The sequence below is a fragment of the Streptomyces sp. UW30 genome (assembly GCF_008042075.1).
In the GTDB taxonomy this organism is placed as follows: domain Bacteria; phylum Actinomycetota; class Actinomycetes; order Streptomycetales; family Streptomycetaceae; genus Streptomyces.
On record NZ_RDBN01000037.1, the window covers coordinates 1,867,447 to 1,872,048 of the forward strand.

The window sequence follows — 4,602 nt, forward strand, 5'->3', positions numbered from 1 at the left end:
GGCCCAGCTTGCTCGCCCAGCCCGAGAACTGCTTGCGCACCTCCCAGTTGAGGTTCACACGCATGGCGCCCCAGGCGCCGCCGGTCAGCCTGAGCAAGGTCACGCTCACCAAGGCGGCCCCCTCGGTCTCGCTGACCAAGCAGGGCGGCACCTCGGGCGCCATGCGTGTGAACCTCAACTGGGAGGTGCGCAAGCAGTTCTCGGGCTGGGCGAGCAAGCTGGGCCGCCCGGTCGCCATGCACAACGACCTCGACCTCGACCTGTGCGCCCTGTACGAGCTGATGGACGGCAGCAAGGGAGTCATCCAGTCCCTCGGCAACGCCTACGGCGCCCTGCACCAGCCGCCGTACATCCACCTCGACGGCGACGACCGCACGGGTGCCGTGTCCAGCGGCGAGAACCTCACCATCAACCTCGACCAGCAGCGGGCCTTCCGGCGCATCCTGATCTTCGTGACGATCTACGAGGGTGCTCGCTCCTTCGCCGACCTGCACGCGACGGTCACCCTCACACCGCAGCACGGCGCCCCGGTCGACTTCTCGCTCGACGAGTGCACGGTCCCCTCGACGGTGTGCGCGCTCGCCCTGATCACCAACACCGGCAACGACCTGGTCGTCCAGCGTGAGGCCCGCTACCTCGTGCCCGAGCGCGGGGTCAGCCCGCAGCGCACCGTCGACTACGCCTACGGCTGGGGCATGAACTGGACGCCCGGCCGCAAGTAGGTCAGGCCTCGTCGGTCAGCGCGTCCGGACGCGAGTAGGTGCGGCCCTTCCAGGCCGCACCCCGCCCCCGGTAGTGCTGCACCGCGGAATCGACCGTCATCAGGAGATAGAGGAACGCGGTGAACGGCAGCAGGGGAGCGAGCCACAGCGGCAGGCGGTAGTAGCGGACCATCGGGACATACGTGCCCGTCATCACCAGCCACGCGAGACCGCCGCCGACCGCCGTCGCCGTATCCCCACCCGCCAGGCCCGTCACCAGGGCCACGGGCGGCACCAGATACACCAGCGCGAGCCCTGCGACCGTCCCGGCCAGCACCACCGGGTTGTGCCGGAGCTGCGCGTACGCGCTGCGCGAGACCATCCGCCACAGGTCGCGCAGCCGCGGATACGGGCGCACGCTGTCCACCCGCTCGGCCAGCCCCAGCCAGATGTGACCGCCGCCGCGCTTGGCGGCCCGCGCGAGCGCGACGTCGTCGATGACGGCGTGCCGGATCGCGTCCGGGATCCGCGCCCGCTCGGCGGTCTCGGCCCGCAGCAGGACGCAGCCCCCTGCGGCGGCTGCCGTCCGCGACCCCTTCCTGCCGATCCGGCGGAACGGATACAGCTGCGCGAAGAAGTAGACGAACGCCGGCACGACCAGACGTTCCCAAAGGCTCTCCACCCGCAGCCGCGCCATCTGCGAGACGACGTCGAAACCGCCGCTGCCCGCTGCCGAGACAAGCTCGCGCAGGCTGTCGGGCGCATGCGCGATGTCGGCGTCCGTCAGCAGCAGGTACTCGGGGTCACGCGCGCGTGCCAGTCGGATGCCGTGCCGCACCGCCCAGAGCTTGCCCGTCCAGCCGGAGGGCGGCTCGCCGGGGGAGTCCACGGTCAGCGGCAGCCCGCCGTGGCGCCGGGCGAGCTCGCGCGCCAGCTCCCCGGTGCCGTCCGAGCTGCCGTCGTCGATCAGGAAGATCTCCGCGCGCCCGGGGTAGTCCTGGGCGAGCAGCGACGGCAGGCTCAGCGCAAGCACCGCCGCCTCGTCGCGGGCCGGTACGACGACGCAGACCGAGGGCCACTCCTGCGGCGAGCTCCGCTGCGGGAGCCTGACGTCGGTACGCCAGAAGAAGCCCTGGCACAGGAGCAGCCACAGCCAGGCGGCGAGTGATCCGGCGGCGGTCCACGCGAAGGCGCTCACCCGCGCAGTCTGCCCCACCGAGGCCGCCCGCAAGGGCCCATCGTCTATCGTGGCCGGGTGAAGATCGCGCTGATGGACTCCGGAATCGGCTTGCTGGCGGCCACGGCCGCGGTACGGCGGCTGCGACCCGACGCAGATCTCGTGCTCTCACTCGACCCCGACGGAATGCCCTGGGGTCCCAGGACTCCCGAAGACCTCACGCGCCGCGCCGCGGCCGTCGCCGACGCCGCTGCGGCGCACCGGCCCGACGCCCTGATCGTCGGCTGCAACACCGCGACCGTGCACGCGCTGCCCACCCTGCGGGCCCGCCTCGAACCCGCAATACCGGTCATCGGCACGGTCCCGGCGATCAAGCCGGCCGCGGCCGGCGGCGGCCCCGTCGCGATCTGGGCCACCCCTGCCACCACCGGCAGCCCCTACCAGCGCGGACTGATCCAGGACTTCGCCGACGGCGTGACCGTCACCGAAGTGCCGTGCTTCGGGCTGGCGGAAGCGGTCGAGCACGCGGACGAGCCGTCGATCGAGGCCACCGTCGCTGCGGCCGCCGCCCTGACCCCCGAGGACGTCACGACCGTGGTCCTGGGCTGCACGCACTACGAACTCGTCGCCGACCGCATCCGCACCGCCGTCCAGCGCCCCGGATTCCCGCCGCTCGTCCTGCACGGCTCCGCCGGGGCCGTCGCCGCGCAGGCACTGCGCCGACTCGGCGAGCAGCCCGCCCCCGCGGCGCCGGCGACGGGCACCCTGACCGTGCTGCTCAGCGGCCGCGAGGGCACGCTCCCCGAGCCCGCTCTGGCCTATGCGGAAGGGCGTCTGCTCCAGGCGGTCAGCCCCGCGCAGTGACCGACGCTCGAGACCGGTGGTCTTGAACCGGCCGATGATGAACCCGCGGTCGTAGTCGGCGGTCACCATCCGGCTCTCATGAAACGGACGCCTTCGGTCCGCCATGGCCCGGTCGGCGCAGTCACCCTGCGCGACGCGGTAGCAGCGCAGCGAATCCTGAGTAACCTCATAGCCATGAGGGACCACCCCCACGGCACGAAGCCGCATCCCGATGTGTGGACCGGGCGGGCGACCAACCGGGTCCAGTGGCTGCTGGCGCTCGCCGGTGCCGCCTGCATGGCGCTCGGCATCGAGCTGGCGATCGACTCGCCGTGGACGGGCGGCGGCGCCCCCCTGGCCATGGCTGTAGTGGGCTGCATCGCGGCCGGGCTGCTGGTCCTCTTCGGCACTCTCGCGTTCGTGCACGTCGCCCTGAAGGTCGACCAGGAGTGCCTTGAGGTGCGCTGCGGCCACATCGGTGTGCCGCGCCGCCGTATCCCCTTGTCCCACGTCGTGGGTGCCGAGTTCGTCCCGCTCGTCACTCCGCGCCACTGGGGTGGCTGGGGCTACAGGTGGCGGCCCGACAAGGGCACCGCGGTCGTCGTACGCCGTGGTGAGGGCCTGGTGCTGCGGCTGTGGGACGGCCACACGTTCACCGTCACCGTGGACGACGCGGAGGTGGCCGTGCGGGTGATCACGGACCGGCTGCGGACTCGCGCGGCCGACACGGCGCTCTGAGCTGTTCGCCACTGAGGGTGGCTGTTGGACCCATGTGTGTGGCCAACACTGTCGTGTGTCGGGTTATGGGGCTGTCCGGTCGCCACGCGCGCGTATGTCGTTCTCGCCGTGTGTCGACCCAAGGGTGATCGGGCGTGCCGTGGCCAGCCCCGCCAGCAGGCCGGCGCCCACGGACACCGTGGTGAAGCTGAGGGCGTTGCCGACCGCGGCGATGGCCGCCAGTGCGGTGAGGGCCGCGCCCGCGGTGAGCGCGACAGGGGTCGGACGAGCGGTGCGCCACAGCGCGAACAGCATCCAGCAGAAGGCCGCCGCGAGCAGCAGCAGGCCGACGACTCCCTGCTCGGCCGCCTGCTGCAAGGGCGCCGAGTGCGGCTTGCCGTCGGACAGCAGCGTCCCGGTCGCCGTCTCACTGAGCTCCCCGAAGCGACCCGGGCCCACGCCCAGGGCGAGGTCCTCGCGCGCCAGGTGCAGCGCGTCGTGCCAGAGCTGGATCCGGTGCCCGGTCAGCTGACCCTCCAGCCAGGCGAGCAGTCCGCCGGGCACCGCGTTCCCGGCGACCGCCCAGGTCAGGCCGGTGGCGGAGGCCGCCGCCAGGGCCAGTCCGGCTATGCCCACCCCACGATGGCGGAGATGGCCGGCCGCGAGCGAGCACAGCACGACGGCGGAACAGGTGACGAAGCCGCTGGTCGAGCCCAGGACAGCCGCAGTCACGGTGATTCCGGCGGCGAGCACGCGCAGGCCCAGACGCAGGAGCGGTGCCGAGGCGGACCAGGCGGCGCAGCACGCGGCGCCGGTGGCGAGGGTCAGCACGGCGGCAGTGGCTCCGGCGTGCCCAAGCGGGTCGACGAGCTGAGGGCCCGGGGACAGATGCGGAACCGTCAGCGTCAGACCCACTCCGGCCAGGGCCGCGGCGCAGGGTACGGCGACCGGCAGCAGTGCCCCGCCGATCCGTCCCGCGGCGTAGCCGGCGGCCACGGCGAGGATCGCGAGCAGCACACCTTCGGGGCGGCCGTCGTGCACGGCGGCCGAGATCAGCGACCAGGCGGCGCATGCCCCCAACACCACGACGCCCGCCGCGTCAGAAACGTTTCGTCTGGCTCCGTCCTCTTCCGGACGCGCCGAGGACGTCATTCCCGCGAAACC

Annotated in this window: 4 protein-coding genes and 1 pseudogene; 3 read left to right on the plus strand and 2 right to left on the minus strand. The window is 72.6% G+C overall.

Going from position 1 to position 4,602, the window contains the following annotated elements; genetic code table 11:
* A pseudogene (locus tag EAO75_RS27285) lies at positions 1-722 on the plus strand (Tellurium resistance); the annotation flags it as partial.
* A gap of 1 nt (position 723) precedes the next feature.
* On the opposite strand, the gene EAO75_RS27290 reads toward EAO75_RS27285, so the two are convergent.
* Positions 724-1,899 (minus strand): glycosyltransferase, encoded by a 1,176-nt coding sequence (locus EAO75_RS27290; protein ID WP_261989422.1) that lies wholly within the window; start codon positions 1,897-1,899, stop codon positions 724-726.
* Positions 1,900-1,956: 57 nt separating this feature from the next.
* On the opposite strand from EAO75_RS27290, the gene EAO75_RS27295 reads away from it, so the two are divergent.
* Together EAO75_RS27295 and EAO75_RS27300 are read left to right on the plus strand one after the other, a co-directional pair.
* Positions 1,957-2,742 (plus strand): glutamate racemase, encoded by a 786-nt coding sequence (locus tag EAO75_RS27295; RefSeq protein ID WP_147997653.1) that lies wholly within the window; start codon positions 1,957-1,959, stop codon positions 2,740-2,742.
* Between the two features lie 174 nt (positions 2,743-2,916).
* The gene (locus tag EAO75_RS27300; protein ID WP_147997654.1) at positions 2,917-3,459 is read left to right on the plus strand and encodes a hypothetical protein; all 543 of its coding nucleotides are present in this window, start codon (positions 2,917-2,919) and stop codon (positions 3,457-3,459) included.
* A 63-nt stretch (positions 3,460-3,522) separates the two neighbouring features.
* Here the strand turns inward: EAO75_RS27300 and EAO75_RS27305 are convergent, their stop codons facing one another.
* Entirely contained in the window at positions 3,523-4,590 is a 1,068-nt protein-coding gene (locus tag EAO75_RS27305) for an O-antigen ligase family protein (protein ID WP_147997655.1), read from the minus strand.
* Positions 4,591-4,602: the final 12 nt, after the last annotated feature.